At 63.4% G+C, this 21085-nt stretch carries 17 protein-coding genes; 12 read left to right on the top strand and 5 right to left on the bottom strand.

Annotated features, from left to right (window positions below; genetic code table 11):
• Window positions 1–24: 24 nt before the first annotated feature.
• The gene (locus K3G63_RS06020; RefSeq protein ID WP_220613161.1) at window positions 25–2763 is read left to right on the top strand and encodes a hypothetical protein; all 2739 of its coding nucleotides are present in this window, start codon (window positions 25–27) and stop codon (window positions 2761–2763) included.
• 173 nt (window positions 2764–2936) lie between these two features.
• On the opposite strand, the gene corA is transcribed toward K3G63_RS06020, so the two are convergent.
• Window positions 2937–4145, bottom strand: coding sequence for a magnesium/cobalt transporter CorA (corA, locus tag K3G63_RS06015; RefSeq protein ID WP_220613160.1), 1209 nt, complete (start codon window positions 4143–4145; stop codon window positions 2937–2939).
• A 174-nt stretch (window positions 4146–4319) separates the two neighbouring features.
• Here corA and K3G63_RS06010 point away from each other — a divergent pair, with 174 nt between their 5' ends.
• From K3G63_RS06010 to K3G63_RS06000, 3 genes are all read left to right on the top strand, one after another.
• On the top strand, window positions 4320–5354 hold the full coding sequence (locus K3G63_RS06010) for a hypothetical protein (RefSeq protein ID WP_220613159.1): 1035 nt from the start codon (window positions 4320–4322) through the stop codon (window positions 5352–5354).
• A 308-nt stretch (window positions 5355–5662) separates the two neighbouring features.
• Window positions 5663–6955: a hypothetical protein gene (locus tag K3G63_RS06005; protein ID WP_220613158.1), complete on the top strand. Its 1293-nt coding sequence runs from the start codon at window positions 5663–5665 to the stop codon at window positions 6953–6955.
• Window positions 6956–7024: 69 nt separating this feature from the next.
• Window positions 7025–7936 (top strand): glycosyltransferase, encoded by a 912-nt coding sequence (locus tag K3G63_RS06000; RefSeq protein ID WP_220613157.1) that lies wholly within the window; start codon window positions 7025–7027, stop codon window positions 7934–7936.
• Here the strand turns inward: K3G63_RS06000 and K3G63_RS05995 are convergent.
• Window positions 7933–9630: a glycosyltransferase family 39 protein gene (locus K3G63_RS05995; protein WP_220613156.1), complete on the bottom strand. Its 1698-nt coding sequence runs from the start codon at window positions 9628–9630 to the stop codon at window positions 7933–7935. The two genes, K3G63_RS06000 and K3G63_RS05995, sit on opposite strands and share 4 nt — an antisense overlap.
• A 155-nt stretch (window positions 9631–9785) precedes the next feature.
• On the opposite strand from K3G63_RS05995, the gene K3G63_RS05990 reads away from it, so the two are divergent.
• Entirely contained in the window at window positions 9786–11543 is a 1758-nt protein-coding gene (locus K3G63_RS05990; protein ID WP_220613155.1) for a hypothetical protein, read from the top strand.
• Between the two features lie 110 nt (window positions 11544–11653).
• Entirely contained in the window at window positions 11654–12634 is a 981-nt protein-coding gene (locus K3G63_RS05985; protein WP_220613154.1) for an acyl-ACP desaturase, read from the top strand.
• Between the two features lie 79 nt (window positions 12635–12713).
• On the opposite strand, the gene K3G63_RS05980 is transcribed toward K3G63_RS05985, so the two are convergent.
• Together K3G63_RS05980 and K3G63_RS05975 are read right to left on the bottom strand one after the other, a co-directional pair.
• Window positions 12714–13397 (bottom strand): hypothetical protein, encoded by a 684-nt coding sequence (locus tag K3G63_RS05980; RefSeq protein WP_220613153.1) that lies wholly within the window; start codon window positions 13395–13397, stop codon window positions 12714–12716.
• 227 nt (window positions 13398–13624) lie between these two features.
• Window positions 13625–13906 carry a DUF427 domain-containing protein gene (locus K3G63_RS05975; RefSeq protein WP_220613152.1) on the bottom strand — a complete coding sequence of 94 codons (282 nt, stop codon included), beginning with the start codon at window positions 13904–13906 and terminating at the stop codon, window positions 13625–13627.
• Window positions 13907–14051: 145 nt separating this feature from the next.
• On the opposite strand from K3G63_RS05975, the gene K3G63_RS05970 reads away from it, so the two are divergent.
• Together K3G63_RS05970 and K3G63_RS05965 are read left to right on the top strand one after the other, a co-directional pair.
• On the top strand, window positions 14052–15161 hold the full coding sequence (locus K3G63_RS05970; RefSeq protein WP_220613151.1) for a VWA domain-containing protein: 1110 nt from the start codon (window positions 14052–14054) through the stop codon (window positions 15159–15161).
• Between the two features lie 96 nt (window positions 15162–15257).
• A complete protein-coding gene (locus K3G63_RS05965; protein WP_220613150.1) occupies window positions 15258–16736 on the top strand; it encodes a TlpA disulfide reductase family protein in 1479 nt (492 codons plus the stop codon).
• 25 nt (window positions 16737–16761) lie between these two features.
• On the opposite strand, the gene K3G63_RS05960 is transcribed toward K3G63_RS05965, so the two are convergent.
• Window positions 16762–17451 carry a 2'-5' RNA ligase family protein gene (locus tag K3G63_RS05960; protein ID WP_220613149.1) on the bottom strand — a complete coding sequence of 230 codons (690 nt, stop codon included), beginning with the start codon at window positions 17449–17451 and terminating at the stop codon, window positions 16762–16764.
• A gap of 341 nt (window positions 17452–17792) precedes the next feature.
• On the opposite strand from K3G63_RS05960, the gene K3G63_RS05955 reads away from it, so the two are divergent.
• From K3G63_RS05955 to K3G63_RS05940, 4 genes are all read left to right on the top strand, one after another.
• Entirely contained in the window at window positions 17793–19322 is a 1530-nt protein-coding gene (locus K3G63_RS05955; protein ID WP_220613148.1) for a sigma 54-interacting transcriptional regulator, read from the top strand.
• 237 nt (window positions 19323–19559) lie between these two features.
• Window positions 19560–19739 carry a hypothetical protein gene (locus tag K3G63_RS05950; RefSeq protein WP_220613147.1) on the top strand — a complete coding sequence of 60 codons (180 nt, stop codon included), beginning with the start codon at window positions 19560–19562 and terminating at the stop codon, window positions 19737–19739.
• Window positions 19740–19885: 146 nt separating this feature from the next.
• On the top strand, window positions 19886–20485 hold the full coding sequence (locus K3G63_RS05945) for a helix-turn-helix transcriptional regulator (protein WP_220613146.1): 600 nt from the start codon (window positions 19886–19888) through the stop codon (window positions 20483–20485).
• A gap of 102 nt (window positions 20486–20587) precedes the next feature.
• Complete coding sequence (locus K3G63_RS05940) at window positions 20588–21007, top strand: hypothetical protein (RefSeq protein ID WP_220613145.1); 420 nt, start codon at window positions 20588–20590, stop codon at window positions 21005–21007.
• Window positions 21008–21085 lie beyond the last annotated feature (78 nt).

The raw sequence follows: 21085 nt of genomic DNA, 5'->3' as shown, positions 1-21085 counted from the left end.
CCCCACCGCCCCTGAGTTTCCTGCATGTCGCAACGAGTACTGGTTTTTTTAACGGGTCTGCTGCTGCTTACGGCGCTGGGCTCCTACGTGTACTACCGCCGTACTGTGGCGCGGGTACCCGTGGACCCCTGGGCCCTCGTGCCTGATGATGCCGTGTTGGTGGCCGCCACCCGCGACCATCCCACGCTGGTGCGCCACCTCAAAGAAACCCAGCTCTGGGACAACGTAATGGCCGTGCGCTACTTCCAGCAGATGGAGGACAACCTGACCCTGGCCGACAGCTTGACCGGAGGGCGCAACGTGGTGTTGCGTTTTCTGGGCCGCAAGCGGGTACTGACTTCCCTGCATGTAACCGGCCCGGAGCGCTTCGACATCCTGTTTCAGGTGCCCATCAGCAGCGTGCGCGAGTACCGGCAGGTGCGCAGCCTGGTAGAAGGCCTCGGCCGCGACGCCCGCTTTCAGGTCAGCACCCGCGAGTACCTGGGCCAGCTGCTGACCGAAGTACGGCCGCAGGGGGGCGGGGAGGGGGTAACCCTGCTGAACTACCGCAATCATCTGCTGCTTAGCGCCAGCTCCGCGCTGGTAGAGGCCGTGGTCCGTCGTATCGAAAACCTGGATGCGCCTACCGTTGCCGCCGAGTTTCAGAGTACCGACTACTTTCGCCTGCGCGATGTAGACGCCACCCTGCTGCTCAACCAGCGCCGCCTACCCCAACTCATGAGCGTGTTTTTTCGCCAGGAGCTGGGAGGAGAAATTGCCGCCGTAGCCAGCCTGGCCCGCAACGAAATGACGCAGATGAAGCTGGTGGGCAATAAGGTGATATTCAACGGGTTTGCCAACCCTGAAACCGCCCGCGACGCCTTGCACCGCCGTCTGGTGGGCCAGCCTGCCCAGCGCCTGCGCATGGCCGAGGTGCTGCCGCTGCGAACTGCCCTGGTCGTGCACCTGGGGCTGGGGCCCGCGGCGGCCCTGCGCGGCCCCAGGCCCCCGCATACGGCTTCCGATTCGCTGGCCCCTACCGTGCAGCCCCTGCTGGATAGCCTAACGGCACAGCTGGGGCAGGAAGTAGCCTTGTGCTACCTGGCTACGGCCTCCGCCCGGTCGCGGCCCGGCAAGCTGGCCGTGGCCTACACTCCCAACCCCGCCCGGGTGGGCAACTTGCTGGGGCAGCTCCGGCGCGCGGTGGGCACTACGCCCGCCTTCGGGCGGGTAGGCCCCTACCAGCTTTACCAAACCGGCGTGGCCGAGTTGCCACGCCAACTGCTCGGATCCTTATTTGGCGGCTTCGAGCACCCTGTAGTAGCGCAGGTAGGCAACTACGTTGCTTTCGGCGACGAGGACACGACCCTCCGTCAGTGGCTAACGGATGTGGCCGCCGGGGAAGTCTGGAGCCGTTCTCCCACGCAGGTAGCTTTTTTGCAGGAAACGCAGCCCCTGGCCCGCCTGAGCGTACTGATGGACACTCGCAACTGCTGGAATCTGCTGCTACGGGGCTTGCAGGAAGAGCGTCGGGCCGGGCTGCTGCGCAACGAAACCCTGTTTAAACGATTTCCCCAGGTGGCCATGCAGTGGGTGCCAGCAGCCAATGAGCAGGAAGCCGGTGCCCAGTACTTCACGCAGTTTGTGCTGCGCCATCCGGTGGTGGGGCCCGCCGTGGCCCGCCCCCAAAACGCCGGTGGTACGGGCAGCGTCCTGGATTTCAAGCTGCCCCTTAGCTCTTCCCCCGAGCTGGTGTTCGTAACCGGCACCAAGCTGCCCGGCGTGCTGGTGCAGGACACGGCCCAAGTGCTGCACTACGTCACGCCCGACAACGTCGTGGCGTGGTCTGATTCCCTGCCTGGCCCCCTGGTGGAGCCTCCCTACCATTTGCCCGGTGGCGCAGGCGTCCTGCTCACTACTCCCAGCCAGCTCTTCCTCTACAACAGCCAAGGCCAAAGCCAGCCTAACTTCCCCCTGAACCTACCCGACACCGTGCGAGCTACCTCCCTGAGTGTGTCGCCGCCCGGTGGGGCCGCTGCCCCGCGCCTGCTGGTAGCCGGGGCCAGCGGCAACCTGTTTCTCTATGACACCCAAGGCCGTACCTACCCCGGCTGGCAGCCCAAGCAGCTGGAGTTCCGGTTGGCCGGCCCGCCCCAATACTTGGTGGTAGCTGGGCGCGACGTGATAGTGGTGCTGCTGGAAAATGGCTACGTATACGCCTTCGACCAGGCTGGGGGCACCTACCCTGGCTTTCCAATCAGTATTGGGGCACGCCTGGGAGGCGGGGTGTTGGTAGAAGCCGGCTCCTCATTTAGCCGCAGCCGCCTGACGGCGGTGAGCCAGCGCGGGGAGCTGGTGAGCTTCACCCTCAGCGGCGACGTAGTGGCCCGCCGCCGCGTGGCTACCTGGAGCCGCACTTCTCAGTTCCGGCTGGTGCCCGATCAGCAGCAGCGCAGCTACGTGGTAGTGCGCGAGGATGGCGGCCAGCTGGCGCTCTTTACTGCCGCCGGCCAGCAGGTGCTCAGCCAGCGCTTCATTACGTCGGCGCCGCGTTCCGTGCAGTTCTTCAGCTTTGGGCCGGGGCGGCAGGTGTACGCCCTCACCGAAACCGGCCCGGGCAAAACCTACCTCTACGATGCCCGGGCCCGCCTTGTCGGCGGTCAGCCCTTCGACAGCAGCGTCCCCCGCGTCGGCCTTACCTATGACCCCGCCACCGGCCTCTACCACCTCTTCCGGGTAGCCAGCCAGGAGCTGCGCCGCACCGACATCCGGCTGGCGCAGTAAGTGAGGTGGAGATTGGGCGAAGTGGTAGGGCGAGGGAAGCGACGATGCCATCCGCCTCTCTCCCCCCGCGACTTTCTTGCCTTAGCAGGGTAGCAGGTTGGGCAGCAAGGCTGGCGTCGAGGCTGGCGTGACGCTACTTCTTCGCCCAATCATTACCTCACCGGTTCACCACGTTACCTTTTCGAAAGCCAGCCTTTGCGATAAAAGTAGGTGAGCTGACCGATGACGATGAGCAGCAGCACCAGCAGCAGCACGGGGTAGCCCCAGGGGCTGTACAGCTCGGGCATGTTCAGGTAGTTGATGCGGCCGTCGGGGCCCTCGCGCTGGAAGTTCATGCCGTAGAGGCCCACCACAAAACTCAGGGGAATAAAGATGCTGCTGATGATAGTCAGCACCTTCATCACCTCGTTGGCGCGGTTGCTCTGGTCCGACATGTACAGGTCGATAAGGCTGCTGACGGTTTCGCGGTAGCTCTCGGCCAGGTCCAGGGCCTGAATGGCATGGTCGTAACAGTCGCGGAAGAACACCTTGATTTCTTCAGGTACTTCCTCGTCCGGCAGGCGCAGAATTTCGGCAATCTTGTCGCGCTCCGGGTACACCAGGCGGCGGAAGCGGACGATGTCTTTCTTGATGTGCAGGATGCGGTTAAGCACACGACGGTCGGAGCGGCCCTGAAAAATGCGTTCCTCCAGCACCTCCAGATAGTCGCCAATGGCGGCCATGGTGGGGTAGTAATGATCCAGCACCACGTCCGTAAGGGCGTAGGCCAAGTACAGGGAGGAGCGCCGCCGGATGGAGCTGCGGGAGGAGCGCAGGCGCTGCCGCACGGCATCGAGGCAGTCTTCGTAGTCGTCCTGAAACGTGAGTACGTAGTTGGGGCCCGTGAAAATAGAAAGCTGGTCGTCGTCGATGTCGAGCAAACGGGTAAACTCGGTCATGCGCGACACCAAAAACAGCCCATCCTCGGTTTCTTCCAGCTTGGCCCGCTGAAAGTCGCCCAGCACGTCCTCCATTTGCAGGGGGTGGATGCGAAAATCCTCCTGCAGCCGCTGCATCAGGGGCAGGTCATCGTAGCCGCGCACATCAATCCAGTGGCGCAGGTCGGAGCGCTGCCGGAAGTAGGCCAGCAGCTGGTCGTAGCTCTGGTACTCGCGCTCCTCCACGTGGTTGTCGTCGTAGGAGGTCATAAACAAGCGCGGAGGCAACGAGTCCTCGCGCACAACGAGCGTGCCCGGCCGCTGGCCCACGAGCTGTTCCTTGGCCTGGCGGGTTGCGTCGTGGTCGGCTAGCCCGCGGGAGTGGAGCTGATCGTCCTCGTCCTCGAGAAGGGAGGCAGAAGGCGGGGTAGTGGGGAGGGGAGTAGAGTCGGGGGCTGGCATCATCAGGGGAAAGAACGCTAATACAGTAATCCGTGTACGCAGCCAGCCGGGCAATCTGTTGTGCTTGCCGCATCGTAGGCAGGTAGGGAAACAGACAAAGAAAAGCTGGCAAGCGGTAGGAAACCGAAGTTGCCGGTCAAAATCCTTGTACTTTCGCCCGCTGATTTCCCGTACCCCTTGCCTGCCTCTTCCCTTGCCTCTGCTCTTGTATGGCCGCTCCCGCTACCCGGCGAGCAGTACGCCGTGCGCGTGTTGTCGGCCCCGGAGCCGGTGCTGCCCCTGGCGTATACGCCCTGGCTTTATCTGACGCCGGCTCACCTGGCGCTGCAGCGCAACCCGGGCGAGCAGCTGCACTTTTTGCTGGAAGAGCGGGCCGCGGGCCAAACGGTGGCTCAACTAGCCGTATTCGAGGAAGAAACGGCCACGGGCGTAGTGGCCCGCAGCCCCTGGCAGGCGCCTTTCGGGGCCGTGCAGGCGGCTGAGCACGTGCCCGCTGCCGCGCTGCGGGCGTTTCTGGAGGTAGTGGAGCAGCAGCTGGCCCGCCGCGGGGTGCGCCACCTGACCCTGCGGCCGCACGCCTTTGTGTACCAGCCCCGCGCCAGCGCCCAGCTAAGCCAAGTGCTGACCGCCCTGGGATACGCCGTGGAACTGGCCGAGCTGAACATGCACCTGCCCCTGCACCAGAGCTACTCCGGGCGCCTGCATCCCTCGGAGCGGCGGCGGCTCCTTAAGTGCGAGCGGCACGGACTACGCTTTGAGCAGGAACCGCCGCTGCTGCTGCCCCTGGCGTACGAATTTCTGCGGCGCTGCCGCGAAGAAAAAGGCCAGACCCTGTCCATGTCGCTGGAGCGGCTGCAAGAGTTGTTTCAGAAATTCCCGCGCCAGCATTTCCTGTTCTCGGTGCGCGACGCCCAGGGTGAGTGGGCCGCCCTGACGGTTGTTGTGCAGGTCAGCGACGATGTACTGTATAATTTCTACCCCGCCAGCCCCCTGGCCTACAACTCCCTGAGCCCCGTGGTCATGCTCAATGCGGGCCTGCACGCCTTCGGACAGGCCAGCGGTATGCGCCTGCTGGATCTGGGCACTTCCACGCTGCCGACGGGGCTGAACCAGTCGCTGCTGCAATTCAAGCGTCACCTGGGAGGCATCCCCAGCCTGAAGCTCACCTTTGCAAAGGCGCTGCCGACCCCGCAGCAGGCTAGCCCGGGGTAGGGGGTAGGGCAGAGGCTGCGGAGCGTCGATTTTCCAGCTACTACCGAAAGTTCTGGTGGGCAGGCCGTCGGGCATAAGAGCCACCTCTGCCCGCAACGTGCAGTGTTTTCGGCGAGCTATAGCTCGCGCGGTGCGCGGCAGCGTTGCCCTTCTGTGCTGAGCAAAGGGCCGTGTGGGCTCACTACGGCAGGGGTAGCTACTTCTACCGTACTACGCCGGGGTAAACCGGTTTCCGGAAGCTTGCAATAGTCGTAACTCAGGCCTTCGGGGAGGCAGGAGCCGACGTTGCACCGCGTAACTTGCGGGCCATGTCTGCTCCTGCTTCCCCTGCTGCTTCCCGGCCCGAACCCCGCGCCGCCGTGCTGGGCCGCTTTCTGCGCGGCTCGCTCGGCTCCGGGGTGGCAGTCGGCGCGCGCACGGCCGGGGCCCTGGTGCTCAACAAGCTGCTAGCCGTATACGGCGGCCCCGGCGGCCTGACGCTACTGGCGCACTTCCAGAACCTGATGGCCTTGTTCACCACCCTACCCAACGAGGGGGTACACGTGGGAGTAGTGAAGTACCTGGCTCCGTTGCGGCCCGGCTCGGGCCGGTACCGGGCCTGGCTGGGGGCTGGCTTGCTGCTGAATATAGGGGCGCTGGTGCTGGCTGCCGGGGCCGTGCTGCTGGCCCCCGGCCCGTTGGTGGCCGTGTTCGGGCTAGGCCTGGGCTGGATAGCACTGTTTCTGGTGGGGCTGACGCTGCTCACGGGCCATGCTCTGATCGTGTCGGTGTTGCTGGCGGCCGGGCGGCTGCGGGCCTACGTGGGCCTGACGGTGCTGCTGAGCCTGCTGGGGCCGGCGGCCGTGGGGGTGGCGCTGCGCACCGGGGCCTCCGTGTCAACGGCATTGCTGACCTACCTGCTGGCCCAGGGCGCTACCCTGGGACCGGCAGCGGTACTAGCTCAGCGCGCTGGGCTGTTGCCCGGGCTGGGGCGGCGCATTAGCCGGGTGGCGCTGCGTGGCCTGGGGCGCTTCCTGCTTATGGCCCTGAGCGTGCTGCTGTTCAGCAAAGCCGTGGATTTTAGTTTGCGCCGGGTGCTGATCTGGCACTTCGGGCTGGCTCCCACGGATTTGTGGCAAGCCGTGGCCAAGCTCTCCGACAACTACACCATGGTGTTTTCGGCCCTGATGAGTAGCGTGTACTACCCCCGGCTGGCGGCCCTAAGCAGCCAGCCCGCGGCCCGGCGTCAGCTGGTACGCACGGTGCTGGCGGTGCTGGCTCCCGGGTTGGGCCTGGGCCTGGGCCTTCTGTGGCTGCTACGCGGCTGGCTGCTGCCGCTGCTCTTCGATGCCCGTTTCGCGGGGGCTACCTTTCTGTTGGCTCCCCAACTGCTCAGCGACTGGCTGAAGTTTCTGACGTGGGTGCTGCTGTTTCTGCTCACGGCCCAGGCGCGGGTAGGCCACTACGTGGCCGTGCAGGCCGCGTCGGCGGCGGTGCTGGCTTTGCTGCTGGCCCTGCTGCTGCCGTACTACGGCCTGGTGGGAGCCCCACTGGCCCAGGCTGCTCGCTACGGCCTGCTGCTGGGCTGGTGCCTGTGGTACTTCCGACGGGAGGTATGGTAGGGCTGGCTCCCGCCCGTACCACCCCCCGCCCCGTGCCAACCACAAAACTGCCGTACTATTGCCTGTCTTATGTCCAGCGCACCTCACCTGCCCCTCGTTTCCATCGTAGCTCTGTGCTACAACCACGCCCGCTTTCTGGAAGTGGCCCTAGATTCCATTCTGGCCCAGACCTACCCGAACCTGGAAGTGATTCTGGTAGATGATGCCAGCACCGACGACAGCGCTGCCATTCTGCGGCGGTACGCCGCCGCGCACCCGCACTGGCAGCTGCACCTGCTCCCAGAGAATGTGGGCAACTGCCGGGCCTTCAACCACGGCTTCCGGCAGTCGGCGGGGGAGTTTATAGTGGATTTCGCTACGGATGATGTGCTGCTGCCCGCGCGCCTGAGCCAGCAGGTAGCGCAGTTTGCACTCGTAGGCGAGCGTTGTGGCATGGTGTATTCCGATGCGGAGCTGATTGATGAGGCCGGCCGGCACGTGCGCTACCACTTCCGCCGCAATGCCCGCGGCCAGCTGCAACCTTACCCCGCCTCCGGTCTGGTTTTCGCCGACGTGCTGGCCCGCTACTTCATCAGCACCCCTACTATGCTCATGCGCCGGGCTACGCTGGAAGAACTGGGTGGCTACGACGAAACCCTGGCCTACGAAGACTTCGACTTCTGGGTGCGCGCCAGCCGGAACTGGGAGTTTCACCTCCTACCGGACGTTACTACCCAGAAGCGGCTGCACCCGCAGTCGATGTCCCGGAAAGGCTACCGCCCCCACGACCCCTACCTGCGTTCCACCATTCGCGTGTGCCAGAAAGCCCTGGCCCTGTGCCGCACCGACGCCGAGCGGGCCGCCTTGGCCGGGCGAGTGCGCTGGGAGCTACGCCAGGCCGTGCGTTACCGCAACTGCCCCGAGGCCCGCGTCCTGTACGAGCTGCTCAGCAAGCTGCGCGCAGTGCGGCCTCTGGATTGGCTGCTGGCAAAAACCTGCTAGCGCGGAGGTAGCTCAAACAACGTCACCGGCCCCTGTTGCGCCACCAGCCGGCGGCGCGGGTACCAGCTGAGCACCGAGTCGGGGGAGTAGCGAATCAGCTTGCGGGTTAGCTCATCGTTGGCGAGGGTAGCGCGGTTGAGCAGCAGCCAGGCCCGCTGCCCCGGCTGCAGCCGCACCGAGTCGCGGGCCCAGTAGCGGCGGTAGCGCAGCCCGCGCGGCACCTGAAAGCCGTAGTAGAAGTCGTAGTTGCCGATAAGGTAGTCGTCTACGAACACCACGCCCCGGGCCGGTGCCCGCAGGTGCTCGTGAATGATCTGGTCCTGGGCAAAGTGCCCGGAAACGGAGGGTTTGCGCATAAAGTGTAGGGGCCGGATTGCCAGTGCCCCAGCCAGCACCAGCACGGCAGCCGCGGCCAGCCCGGGCGTGCCCGTTCGCAGCGAAACAGGCCAGGCCGGGCGGCCGGCTCCTGCTCCCAGCAGCACCAAAAACACACCCGGCAGCACGTAGAGTACCGCTGCCGCGTTGTGCAGCCAGCCAGCCAGCAGCAGCAGCAGCACACCCGCTACCACGGCCTGCACCCCCGCCCGCTGCACCAGCGCGCGTAGCCCAAAGCCTGCGGCCAGGGCCAGGGGCGGCAGCAGAGGAGTGGTCATCCGGGGCAGCAGCGTAATAGGATTGTACTGGCTCAGCGAGGTGCTGCCAACCCAGTAGAGGATCAGCGTAACCAGCCCCAGGGCTAGCCAGTACCAGCGGTCCGGCGCCTCCACCGAAACGTGCTGGTCGGTAGCCCGGTAGGCGTTGGCCGTGAGGCGAGGGACGGCGGGACGGGCAAATCCAAACGCGGCCAGCACCAGCATTAGTCCCAGGCCCGCGCCGGCAAAGAATAGCAGGGGCTGCCAGGTTACGCGGGCCAGCAGGGCCGCCCGGTTGCCAGCCAGGTAGTTGCCTTCCCGCAAAAACTCGTTGGTGCGCTCAATCAGGTGGAGGCGGTAGAGGGCATCGTGGGTGTAGTACTGATAGAAGCCCAGGTAGGCCGCCAGCAGCACTGCCCCCGTGCCCAGCGCCGCCCCCCAAAACCGCCCGTGCCGGCGCCGGCAGGCATCGAACCCCAGTACCCCCAGGTAGAAGGGCAGGTAGTAGACAATGGTTTCCTTGCTCAGCAGCGCCGCCAAGGAAAGCAAGGCAAACCCCGCGCCCCACCAGCCTGCGGCCCGGCCTGGCTCACGCCCGCGCAGCAGGCTGGCGCTGCCCGCCAGGCACCAGAACATCAGGATGTTATCGGGGTAGAGGTAGTTGGTCAGGTTCAGGGTGAAGTAGTGCAGGCCCAGCAGCAGCATAGCCCCGGCCGCCACCACCGGCTCGCGCCGGCGGTAGAGGATCCAGATCAATACTGCGCAGCCCAGGGTAGCCAGCAGGGGCCACAGGGTAGAGCTGATGATGTTGATGCCGAACAGCCGGTAGCACAAGGCCACGGGCCCGAAAACCAAGGGGCGCTCTTTCAGCGGGTCGTGCAGCAGCCCCAGCGGATCGGGCGCCACCCGGAACGTGCCGCTGAGCAGTTGCTGGGCGTAGCGGGCATAGTAGTAGTCATCAAGGGCGTACAAGCCTTCGTGGGAAAGCAGGAAATAAGCCACGGTTAGCCCTACTACCAGTAGCAGGGTCCAGTCGGGAAGGCGGGCAAGCAGGCGGTTCACCGGGGCAAGGTAGGGGTGAAATAGTGAACTGGTGAGATGGTCAGATAAGGAATTGGGGAGGTAATGAACCGGTGAGTTGCCGGGCATGCCGCGCGGTATAGGCTACCAGAACACCGAACTCACCAGTTCACTATTTCACCCCTACCTTGCGGGCCATGATGCTACGTCGGCTTTACGTACTGGGCCTGCCTCTGCTGCTGCTGCTGCTAAGCGGGGCAGTGCTGGGCTGCTACTTTGAAACCAACGACGACCTGACCATCATCGAACTGCTGCGGGGCAGCACAGCCGCGGCCCCCGTAACCGATCTGCACTTGTATTTCCACGGCTACGCAGCCCTGTGGAGCTGGCTCTACGGGGCTTACCCCGCAGTACCCTGGTACGGGCTGACGCTCTACGCCCTGCTTTACGCGGCCACGGTACTGTTGTTTGCGGCGCTCCGGCGCTTAGTGCGGGAGCACGCGGGGCGTGGGGCGGTGCTGGTAGCCACGCTGCTATTCTGGTTTGTGGCCTGGCTGGAACACGGCTTCTGGTTTAACTACGCACGGGTGCCGGTGCTGCTGGCCGGGGCCGGCCTGCTCTTTGCCGCCCAACGGGCCCCGGCCCGCCGGGCGCTGGCTGTGGGCCTGCTCACCTTCGGGCTGGCCTGGCTGATCCGGCCGAGCGCGGCGCTGCTGGGGGCGCTGGCCGCCGCGCCGGGGGCATGGTGGCTGGCGGGTCGCCAAAGTCTGCCGCTACTGGGAGGGGTAGGGGCCTGGGCCGTAGCCGGGGCGCTGTGGCTGAACCTAACCTGGAGCCCGGCCGCCGCTACCTTCCGCCGCCTCGACGTGCTCAAGTCCAACCTCAACGATTTCCAGCTGGCTGCCCCGGCCCCGCACCCTATAGCCCCGGCCGATAGCCTGGCTCTGGAAGCTGTCCGTCACTGGATGCTGGCCGACTCAGCTCTGGTCAATGAAGCGTTTTTCGCGCGAGCTGCCCCCGTGCAGCCCGCGTACTTCCTCCGGTACACAGCGCCCGGCAAGCTCAGCAGCACGCTACGCCAGCTGGGCCGCGACTATTTCCCGCTGCTGCTGCTCGTGCTGGCTACCGGGGGAGTAGGGGCGCGGCACCGGCCAGCCAGCCGGGAGTTCTGGGGCGTGCAACTGGCCTACCTGGGCTTGGTCCTGGGCCTTGGCACGGTGCTGAAGCTGCCCCCGCGGCTGGCGCTACCCCTGCTGGATCTGTGGGTACTCAGCAACCTAGTGTTTCTGCTCCGCCCCGCCGCCGGTCCACTGCCGCGCTACGCCCCGCCGGCCCTGCTGCTGGTGCTGGCCTTGGCGGCCGGGCCCTACGCGTATAAAACCTGGCACCGGCGCAGCGTGCTGGCCCAGGAGCGGCAGCGCAACCGCATCGAGCGGCAGCCGCTGCTTACGCCTGCATCTATCCTCTCCCCCGACCAGCGCCGGGCTTTGCCCGCCCCACCACGTGCTACGCAGGAGCAACGGCGCCAGCACCTGCCTCTTTTACGGCTGGCCGCTGGGGCAAAAGTTGTTGTTTCCGATGCGTTGGAAGAAACCTACAAGTCGGAGTCGCCCTTCACCGAGGGGCATCCGCCCCCGGCCCTCTACTCCCTTATGCGAACTTCGCCCCGGCGCTATCTGTCCGTGGCCGGTTGGCAAACCCTGCACCCTTCGCAGGCCGCCCTACGCTACCACCTTACCGGCACCCGCAGCTTTCCGGAGGCGCTGCGGCGGCTGGGGGCGCGGCCGGATGTGGCCTGGGTGCTTACCCGGGAGGGCGCGGCCTTGCTCAACCGGCAGCTGGCGCTGGAGCAGCTGCCCGGGCAACCCAGAATGTGCCTATTTCCTGTGGAGTATGGCGCTACGCCTGGTGCCATAGCTCAGCTTTACGAAATGCGTACAAAATTCCCGCAATAAGTGCCGGAAGCCAAAATTTTGTAGGTGGCTCCGGGACTTATTCGAGGGTGGGGCGGGTAGGAGAAGTATACCTTTGACCTTCCATATTACTCCCGTTACCACCCGTTGCCATGATTACTGCCTCCACGACTTCCCGGGCGGAAGTGCTCCAGCATATTGAGTCCTTTGTGAAGGAAAACATTGGTACTTTCCTCAAAAGCGTGGAAAGTAGCTGGCAGCCCTCCGACTTTCTGCCCGACCCGCGCCTCGATAACTTCTTCGACGAGGTAAAGCTGCTGCGCGAGCGGGCCAAAGAGCTCAGCTACGATCTGCTGGCCGTGCTCATCGGAGACACGATTACCGAAGAAGCCCTGCCCAACTACGAAGCGTGGTTTCATGAGCTGGACGACCTGAACCGGGACCCCAACAACGGCTGGGCCCAGTGGATCCGGGGCTGGTCGGCGGAGGAAAACCGGCACGGCGACCTGCTCAACCGCTACCTCTACCTCTGCGGCCGCGTGAACATGCGCGAGTTCGAGGTGAGCACCCAGTATCTCATCGCCGACGGCTTCGACCTGGGTACGGCCCACGACCCCTACCGGGCCTTTGTGTACACCAGCTACCAGGAAGCCGCTACCAACCTCTCGCACCGCCGCGTAGGTACCCTGGCCCGCAAAGCCGGCGACGACCAGCTTTCCAAGATCTGTGGTATGATTGCCGGCGACGAAACCCGCCATGCCCGCGTGTATCAGACGTTTGTGCAGAAGATTTTCGAGGTAGACCCCTCCGAAATGATGCTGGCTTTCGAAGACATGATGCGCAAGAAGATTGTAATGCCGGCCCACTACATGCGCGAGATGGGAGTGGAGATGGGCAAAACGTTTGGCCATTTCACGGACGCCGCCCAGCGCTTGGGTGTATACACCAGTCAGGACTATACCGACATTCTGGAAAGCCTGATCAACACCTGGAGCATCGACCAGATTACGGGCCTGAATGGAGCCGCGGAAAAAGCCCGGGAGTATATCATGGCCCTGCCCAACCGCCTGCGCCGCGTCGCTGACCGTATGCCGGTGCCAAAGCTGGAGTACCGCTTTAAGTGGATTGACTAACTGGCCCCAGTCCTGCCAACAAAAAGCCCCCGCAAATAGCTTGCGGGGGCTTTTTGTTGATGTTCGGGAAAGGTTGGAACTAGGGGCGAGCATCCATGGATTGACCCATTACCAGCTTGCCCGTGGTATCGAGGGTATACTCTACCGTGCGGGTACTGGGCGTAGCGGTGGCGCTGGTAGTGCCGGCTGTGGTGCCGGCTGTGGTGCCGGAGGTAGTGGCGCTGGCCGTGGCTGTGCTGCTGGTTACGGGGAAGGTGCGCACCAGCTTGTTACCGCTGATTTGGTAGGTATCCTGGCCCGAATAGCCGGAGCCGGCGTTGCCGCCCGGCGTGCCGGGAGCCGTAATGGGGGTGTAGCCCCGCTCGCCAAACTCAAAAGCGTAAAGGCCGCCGTTGGCGCGCTTGTTATCGGTCATCACGTACAGCTCAGGTTTGCCGTTGCCGTTCAAATCGCCCGAAACGACGTTCGTAACGGCACCGCTTACTTCCAGCCGCAACGGGTCAATGGTTTGGGCCGAGCCACGGTACGAGCGGATGCTAATCACGCGGGGCTCCTGAGAGCCGTAGGTTTTCACCGCAAACCGGTAGTCTCCCTGCGTCACCTCCCGGTTGAAGCTTACGTCGCTTTCATCTACGGTAGGAGAAACCGGTACCGATTCCGAGGAAGATTCGCTGGCTACGGGCCGCGTCGAGTCGCAGGCCGTCAGGGAGGCCGCTACCACGCCGGTAGCCAGCAGCAGACGAGGAAAAGAAGAAGTAAACATGGTAGAAGTGGAATTAGGGAAGATGCTCGAGGAGGCCAATATCAGCCGCCCGCCGGATGTACGGGGGAGAGTTTGGCAATTGTAAACGCAAGGTAAAGAGAATGAGTTGTATTTTTTCTATTATGTATTGGTTATTGGCTTACTATCTAGGTATATACAAATAGATAGATGTTGTGGCTCGCTGCAACCGGCTTTTTGCGCGTTTCTTCCTGCTTCTACCGTCCTGGTTACGGTACCACCTGTACCCCTTTCCAGAAGGCCACTCGCCCCTGGATGTGCTGGGCTGCTTCCTTCGGGGTAGGGTAGTACCAGGCGGCATCCTTATTCAGCTCGCCGTTCACGCGCAGGGAGTAATAGCTGGCCCGCCCTTTCCAGGGGCAGGTGGTGCCAGCAATGCTGTCCTCGAAGTACTCCGGCTTGATGGAGTCGGCGGGGAAATAGTGGTTGTTTTCTACCACAACCGTTTCGTTGCTTTCGGCCACAACGGTATTGTTCCAGATGGCTTTCATGGGCTTAGGGTGATGAAGTGACAAGTACCACGTGACGGGTAGGACGGTCACGGGAAAGGCGTGTCGCGGCTAGCTGATTCCGTGTCGCGCTTGAAAACGAACATTGCTACCCCCGCTGTTGTTCTACTAGCTCACTCCCCTAGTTATGGCAGCAGGCTTTCGTTTCCGGGATTTTATGCCCGAGGAGTCAGGCGAGAAAGGCTTTGACTCCCTTTTCAAGATATTCATGCAGCTCGTCACCGTCACCTCCGGCGACGTGAGCGAGGCTCTGCAGTGGCTCAACGAGCTGGACAAGCAGTACGGCCTGACCGACAACGACTACGGCATGGGCGACTTCATCGAGGACCTGAAGAAGAAAGGGTACATCGATGAGGACCCCCAGCAGCCGGGCGCCTTCAACATCACGGCCAAGAGCGAGCAGAACATTCGCAAATCGGCGCTGGAGGAAATCTTCGGCAAGCTCAAGAAATCAGGCCAGGGCAACCACCGCACCCCCCACACCGGCCAGGGCGACGAGCTGAGCACCGACATGCGCGAGTTCCGCTTTGGTGACTCCCTGGAGCAGATTCAGATGACTGAATCCATCCGCAACGCCCAGCTCAACCACGGTATGGATGGCGAAGGCGGCTTTATGCTGACCGAGGGCGACCTGGAAGTGCGTGAGAATGAGCATAAGTCGCAAACCAGCACGGTGCTCATGATTGACATTTCGCACTCCATGATTCTGTACGGCGAGGACCGCATCACGCCCGCCAAGAAGGTAGCCATGGCCCTTTCGGAGCTGGTAAAGCAGAAGTACCCCAAGGATTTTCTTGATGTGATTGTGTTCGGCAATGATGCCTGGCAGATCGAGGTAAAGGAACTGCCCTACCTGCAGGTGGGCCCTTACCACACCAACACCGTGGCCGGCCTGGAGCTGGCCCTGGACCTGCTGCGCAAGCGGAAAACGCCTAACAAGCAAATCTTCATGATTACCGACGGCAAGCCTACCTGCCTGAAGGAAGGCAACGGCTATTATAAGAACTCCTTCGGCCTGGATAGGAAGGTAGTCAACAAAACCCTGAACCTGGCCGCCGCCGCCCGTCGGCTGAAGGTGCCCATTACTACCTTCATGATTGCCTCCGACCCGTACTTGCAGCAGTTTGTGCAGGAGTTCACGGAGGTTAATCAGGGCAAAGCCTACTATAGCTCCCTGAAAGGGTTGGGCCACCTGATTTTTGAAGACTACAAGCGCAACCGTCGGAAGTCGGTGTAGGCACAGAAGCAAACGTATAATCTGCTTTTCGTGAGTTGGTTACAAGAAAGCCGCTGGGGTAGCGTTACCTCAGCGGCTTTTTTGTATCGTGCCTACATGAACTACAAAGTATTGGTAAGCCTATATGTACTCAGCAGCTGCGTTGCCGCCCGGAGTACCCCGCCGCCTACCCCTGCTGTACCCCCCAAACCGGCCACTACCGCCGTGTTGCGCGGCACCGTGACCAATGCCCAGCCCGGCGACAGCGTGCGGGTGTGGCGCAAGCAGCCCGGGCAACTACTACGAACCGCACGGGCGGTTGCTATTGCCCCGGATGGTGCGTTTCGGCTGCGGGAAGAGAACGTATCAGATTCGTTGGATGTACAGCTGGGGGTAGGCAGCGCCCTGACGCTCTACCTCCAAGCTGGCGACTCGCTGAACGTGACGGTAGACCGCACAAGGTTTTACGAAACGCTCCGTTTCAGCGGCCGTGGCGTCCACGCTAACAACTACCTAGCCCGCGCTCAGCAATACTTTGACTACAATTTTGACGGCTTACCCGAAAGTCAGGCCAGCGTGGTGAGCCTCGGGGAATTTGTGCGGCTAGTAGATGCGTACCAACAGCGCCAGCTAGATACCTTAGCCGCCTGGCAGGCCCGCGCCCCGCTGCCGGAGCCGTTGCTGCGTCTGCGCCAACGAGTACTAGCGCAGCAGCGGGAACTTTCATTGTTGCGCTATGCCGGTAAGGTGAAAGCGGCCACCAAGCAGGAGCCGGTACTGCCACCTGATTACTTTGCGTTTCTGCGCCAGCTGCACTGGCCTCCGGAGGGAGTGTACGCGTGCCAGCCCGCGGAGCTGCAACCGGTGGCGTACATGCTGGGGGCCTACCGCTCCGCTTTCCTGGTGGCACCCTCCGGGCGCTTGGCAGCTACCCCCGGCACAGGAGAGCAACTCTATGCCCGTACCACGGCTGATTTCGGCGAAACCACGTTGCGCGACCAGATAGTGGGCGACCTGCTTGTAAACCAACTCTACGACTTCCCGGATGAGGGCCGGGCGGCGGTACGGGCAGCCCTACCCGCCTTTCGGGCCCACAACCGCGACTCTACCATCGCCCGGAACCTGCGCGAGGCCTGGCGCAGCACAGCGGGCTTGCAGGCGGGAAGCCCGGCCCCGGATTTTACCCTGCGCGATGCCAACGGCAAACGTGTTTCTCTGCATGACTTCCGGGGTAACGTAGTATACCTGGATTTCTGGTACAGCAGCTGCGCTCCGTGCCTGGCCGAGGCCCCCGCCGCCGGGAGGCTGAAAAAGCAGTTTCAGGGCCGCGACGTAGTATTTCTGTACGTGTCCGTGGACCGCAAAGCCGAGGACTGGCACCGCGCGTTGGCTAAGTATCCGCTAACCGGCCCTACCAGCGTACATCTGCTGGACCCGGGCGCAACCCAGGCCGCGGCGGCCTACGGCGTGGGCGGCTACCCTACCTACTGGGTTATTGGGCGCAACGGGCGCATCTGGCGCGGGGGCGCCCCGCGCCCCTCAGCCGGCCCCGAAACCGTAACGCTGCTGGAGCAAGCGTTGGCTGCCCGGCCATAGCGCCCCGCCTTGCCTTTATTTCCCGCTACGAACCCGTAAGAGGATACCGCTCCAGCACTACGGTATTGGCAGCGCGCTGATACCAATCGTTATACACCAGCTCCAGGGTATCGACCTGAAAAGTGCCGATAGGTGTGTGCTGATGGCTCTGGAGCGCGGCTACCAGCCGGGCCGGGTGGTGCAGGGGAGTGGTGAAGCGTAGCACGGTGGAATGGGCCGTTTGCAGGGCGTACCGCTGGTCGATGGATTGCGGCAGCCCGGAGCGCCGGAAAGCCGTCCGCAGCTTGTTGCGCAGCCGGTTTAGGGTGTCATCTTCCGGGAAGCCCTGCACCATCAGGCCGCCCGCTGAGGCGGTTAGGCCCGCGTAGCGGATAACAAATGGGCCTACCTGCTCCAGGGCGGCGCGTACTACTTCCTGGTAGGCGGCCGGGGCAATATCCGTCAGCAGAAAGCCGGGGAAGCAGGAAATAATGGACAGGATGGTCAGGTGCATATCGGCGGCGGGGTAGTAATACTGCTCCGGGGCTACTAGCTGAAAATCAGCTAAGACGCGGCTAACTCCGGCCGTGACGGACTCGGGTGGGCGGGCCAGCAGCGTAATACCCCGGCGCGCATCCTGCCCGGAGTGCAGCATCCGGTCGGGCTCGGCTCCAGTGGTCAGCAGTTGGGAAACGGCCTTCACGCGCATCGCGTCGTAGTGTTCTAATAGGTTCATAGCGGAAACAAATGCCCGTGGACTGTTGCTGGCAGGGCCCCTAAACCCAACAAAAACAAAGAGGATTCAGGATAGCAGCTCGCCTCCTCACAAAACCACGGGGAAAAGTAAGGTGTCGCCTTTGCTTTCCGGGTGGGCAGGCCAGCCGCTCCACGGCCGAGTAGGCCCATTTTAACCCGGCAGAAGCGGCATCTGGCGGGGGCAGCCATCTTTCCCGGGCAGGTTAGTCAATTTTACCCGAACCAACCGCCCGGCTTGCTAGTTATACTACTACTCCGGCTACCTGAACCAGACTGACCCTGGTCTGGGTACGTAGGTAGGCCGGTAATCCACTCCCCCGTATGACCCAACCTGATATCCGCACCCTCGGTGCCCTGAAGCAGTCCGGCTACCAGCCCCGCTCCGTGAAACAGGAGCTGCGCGACAATCTGATTAAGAAGTTACAAAGCAAGGAAGACGTGTTTCCCGGCATTTTCGGCTACGAGGAAACCGTTATTCCGGAACTGCAGCGCGCCATTCTGGCCGGCCACCACATCAACCTGCTGGGCTTGCGCGGGCAGGCCAAAACCCGCATTGCCCGCCTGCTGGTAAGTTTGCTCGATGAGTACGTGCCCGTAGTGGAAGGCTCGGAGCTGAACGACGACCCCTTGCAGCCCCTGTCCGTGTTTGCCCGCAACCTCATTGCCGAGCGCGGCGACGAGACGCCCATCACCTGGCTGCACCGCGACGACCGCTACACCGAAAAGCTGGCGACCCCCGACGTATCGGTGGCTGACCTTATCGGCGACGCCGACCCCATCAAGGCCGCTACCCTTAAGCTGCCCTACAGCGACGAGCGGGTAATCCACTTCGGCCTGATTCCACGGGCCCACCGGGGCATCTTTGTGATTAACGAACTGCCCGACTTGCAGGCCCGCATTCAGGTGTCCTTGTTCAACATCCTACAAGAGGGCGACATCCAGATTCGGGGCTTCAAGGTGCGCCTGCCCCTCGATATCCAGTTCGTTTTCACGGCCAACCCCGAGGACTACACCAACCGGGGCTCCATCGTGACGCCCCTCAAAGACCGTATTGACGCGCAGATTATCACGCACTACCCCAAGAGCATTGAAATCGGCAAGCGCATTACCAAGCAGGAAGCCCGCATCCGGGAGGAGCAGCGCGGTCTGGTAACCACCAACGAAATCGTGCACGACCTGGTAGAGCAGGTAGCCATTGAGGCCCGCGGCTCCGAGTTCGTGGATGCCAAGTCGGGCGTATCGGCTCGCCTCACCATCTCGGCCTACGAGCAGGTGATTGCTGCCGCTGAGCGCCGGGCGTTGCTCAACGGCGAAACCCAAACCTACGTGCGCATCGCCGACTTCCTGGGGGCCGTGCCGGCCGTAACCGGCAAGGTGGAGCTGGTGTACGAAGGCGAGCAGGAAGGCGCGGGCATCGTGGCCGAAAAGCTCATGGGCAAAGCCATCCGGACCCAGTTCCTGCAGTACTTCCCCGACCCCGAGAAAAGCAAAAAGCAGAAGGACAAGCCCAACCCCTATAAGCCCGTGCAGGACTGGTTTGGCTCCCGCACCATTGATTTGCTGCACGATGCCTCCGACGAGGACTACCGCAAGGTGCTGGACGTAGTGCCCGGCCTCCGGGACCTGGTGCAGCAAAGCGTGCCGAGTGAGCTAAGCAAGGAAAACGCCCACTTCTGGATGGAGTTTGCCCTCCACGGCATGGCCGAGCACAGCCTGATTTCGCGCAACCGCCTCACGGCCGGCGCCCAGTTCAAGGACCTGCTCAGCAGCATGTTCACCATGCCCAACTTCGGCGACGATGACGACGATGACGACGAGTACCAGTCGTCGAAGAAGCGCAAGCGCCGGTAGTCCCCCGGACGCAGCGGCAGCTAAGAAACGGCCCGCCCGCGGTGAGAACCGGGGGCGGGCCGTTGGCTTTTGACCGGAAGGGTAGGACTCCGCCCGGAAAAAGGAGCGGTTCGGATAGGATTTTGCCCGGCTTGCTAACTACCCGCCCGCGCTGCCCGGGGGTACTGTTCCTTTGTAGTGTTCCCGGCGGGTAAGGCCCTGCCGGCGCCCTCTCTAAACTTCCTGCCCCCTTCGTATATGAAAGCTGTTCTCGCCGCCCGGTTCGCCTGCCTTGCCCTCGTCCTGGCCCTGCTGGCTCCCGCCCTAACGGCCACGGCCGGCCCCTCCGGCCCCGCCCGCTACTACAAAGGCGGCTTGCACCGCCCCGTCTACAAGAAATACCAGCCCGGCTGCCGCTGGATTTTCCAGAAGCGCTAATACGCAGTACCTCGCACCTCTATTGCAACGCAGACGCTCCGCGTACCGAAAGGTGCGCGGGGCGTTTTGGCGTTTGAGTGGACGTATAGGATATTGGAGCTTATTTTTTATACTTTAAAAAATAAGCTCCAATATCCTATACCTGTATGCCACGTCCTTCCACGCCCTCTACCACACTACCCGCCCGAATTCGCAAATACTTTGGGTTGGAGCAGCAGGAGCTAGCGGCCTTCCTGGGCATCAGCCGGCAACTGCTGGCGCACATTGAGGCTGGCCGCCGCACCCTCACCGGGCCAGTACTGCGCCGCCTTACCCCCCTGGCCGCCCTGTTGCCGCCCGAGGCGGCGCCCGTCGCCCCTGAGGCCGAGCCAGTCGGGGAGCCACCGCCCGCCCCGCCCGCGCCCGGCCCTCTGGAAGCCCGCCATGATACCTGCCGCCACCAGGCGGGCAAGCTGTGCCAGGAGCTACGGGCGTTGGAGGGGGCACTAGCCCTGGCCCGGCGCTGGGAACAGGCGCTGCCGGAGCTGCTGGCCGCCGCGCCCCCGCCCGACGGAGCCGCATTGGCTTCCCCGCCCGATAAAGCTACCCGGCAGTGGCTGCTACGCCGACAGCAGCAGAGCCAAGCCCTGCTGCATGACGCCGACCTGGCTGCCCGCTACCAGTTGCTGCGGCTGCGCGTTGCGGCCCTGGAAGCAGAGGCCGCCGGGCTGGAGGAGCTGCTAGGACCGGGGCAGCTGAAGGGGTAGGGCCACCCGGCGGGCGGGTATACTCTGCCGCAACCTTCCGGGGGCCGGCGGAGTATACCCGCCTGTTTATTTTTTATCTATCCACTTATTCTACTTATCTGTATGGCTCTTGATGTGAGTGTACTGACTACCCGTGCCGAGTGCGACGAAGCCCTGGCCGACCTGAACGCTGAGCTGGACAGCTACCAGCAGCGGACCGCAACCCTGGAGTATGCCAGCCGGCAGGCCACCCGCACTCTGGCCGATACGGCCGGGCAGGTGGCTGGCCTCAACGCAGAAATTGCGGCCTACACCGCCATTCTGGCCACCCCCGACCTAACACCCGTCCTGCGCCGCCAGAACGAAAGCAAGCTGCGCCGGGCCAACGACCGCCTTGCCAACCTGGAGGAGCGGGGCAGTGCCCGCAGTGGAGCCGCCCGCCTACTGGCCGCCGTAGATGCCGAGCAGGTAGTGGCCCAGGTGGCCGTGCTGACGGCTGCCAAAGAGCAGGTAACCACCCGGCGGGCCGCGCTGCCAGCCTAGGCTGCCGGTGGCGGATGCTTTGCTACCAGAAAGGCCCCTCGCTGCCTGGCGAGGGGCCTTTTGTATAGAGGAGCCCGG

It is taken from the genome of Hymenobacter sp. HSC-4F20, from assembly GCF_019599275.1.
Taxonomy (GTDB): domain Bacteria; phylum Bacteroidota; class Bacteroidia; order Cytophagales; family Hymenobacteraceae; genus Hymenobacter.
This window is presented reverse-complemented; position numbering and strand designations above follow the sequence as displayed.